General features: G+C 41.1%; 3 protein-coding genes. All 3 read left to right on the top strand.

All coding sequences use genetic code 11. The features are described 5' to 3' along the window. Positions 1 to 285 (top strand): putative toxin-antitoxin system toxin component, PIN family (locus RRG12_RS44130; protein WP_420763366.1); only part of this gene is annotated, 285 nt, incomplete at its 5' end. A 76-nt stretch (positions 286 to 361) separates the two neighbouring features. Beyond that, positions 362 to 997, top strand: a complete 636-nt coding sequence (locus RRG12_RS44125) for an AAA family ATPase (protein ID WP_420762634.1) — start codon at positions 362 to 364, stop codon at positions 995 to 997. Continuing rightward, positions 984 to 1,466, top strand: a 483-nt coding sequence (locus RRG12_RS44120; protein ID WP_420763365.1) for a ParB/RepB/Spo0J family partition protein, incomplete at its 3' end; no start/stop codon positions are given. The genes RRG12_RS44125 and RRG12_RS44120, both read left to right, overlap by 14 nt.

The raw sequence follows: 1,466 nt of genomic DNA, 5'->3' as shown, positions 1-1,466 counted from the left end.
ATTTGGCTAGAGCTAGAACAGGTATTCGCTCGACCCAAATTTAATCGGTACACCACGCCAGAAGAACGAAACGATTTCCTGGTGGATTTGTCCGAAACTGTACAGTTCATCAAGGTGACTGAACAGATTAATGAATGTCGAGATCCAAAAGATAACAAATATCTAGAATTAGCAGTCAGTGGAAAAGCAGAATGTATTGTGACTGGAGATGATGATCTGCTAGTGCTAAACCCCTGGAGAGGCATTGAGATTCTGACTGTTCAAGAATTTTTAGCAAAGAACTAGCGAAAATAGCAGCGATGAGCAGCATAATTAATGGCAGTAAGCTCAAAGCAAAGCTTAAAAATATTAGGCAGAATCAATGTTAATTGGTATTTTAAATAGAAAAGGTGGGTGTGGAAAATCGACAACAGCAGTTCATCTTGCTCACTGGTTAGCGCAGAGAAAGCATAGTGTGATGGTTATTGACTCAGATGGACAAACAAGTTCCAGTCAGTGGCTAACAAAACTTAACTTACCATCTTTAGTTATCAATGATCCTGATGATCTCTTTGACCAAATTGCGCTGTATTCAGGACAGTATGAAGCAGTTATAGTAGATTCTCCAGCCGTGCTTGGTGAAACTGCTAAAGCCGTATTGCTGAGTGTTGATTTGGCCTTAGTACCTGTGCAGCCATCAAATCTCGATCTACTAGCAACTAAAGATATTGTCCGTCTGGTCAACCAAGCTCAGAAAATCCGCAAAGGCCCTCCAAAAGCTGCGATGTTTTTAAGTCGGGCTTCCAAGGGAACTGTATTATTGAGGGAAGCCCAAGAGGTCTTATCCCAAACCGAAGGGCTGACTTTGCTGAAGCAAGTGATTTATCAGCGACAGGTTATTGCTGATGCACCAGGACAATCTGCTACCGTTTTTAATATGTCTGGTGATGCGGCATCTCTTGCTGCAAGAGATTATGAGCAGCTTTTTGAAGAGGCTTTGATTTATGGCAAGGCGTAATAGCTTGAAAGATGATTGGAAATTTGATGCTGACTTGTCCAATGTTCATGAAATATCTATCGATTCAATTACTCTTCCATCAAACCAACCTCGCCGCTATTTTGATCCTCAAAAGCTTCAACAATTGAAGGAGTCAATTTGCACACATGGAATTTTAGAACCGTTATTAGTTCGTCCTTTAGAAAAAATTGGTCAGTATGAATTAGTCGCAGGAGAGCGACGTTATCGGGCTGCAAAAGAAGCTGGTTTGCCTTTAGTTCCTGTAACTGTAAGAGAACTAACTGATGCTGAGGCAGTTCAGCTTGCACTTGTTGAGAACCTACAACGTGAGGATTTGAATCCTGTAGAGGAAACAGAAGGAATTCTTCAGCTATTAAGTCTCAAACTTCAAATTGATGTGGCAGAGGTTACTTCTCTTCTTTACCGGATGCGGAATGAAGTGGTTGGCAATACTAATCAAAACGTTTTG

Source organism: Nostoc sp. CALU 546 (genome assembly GCF_048836525.1).
Note: the sequence above shows the minus strand (reverse complement) of the source record. Positions and strands in the feature narration are given on the sequence as shown.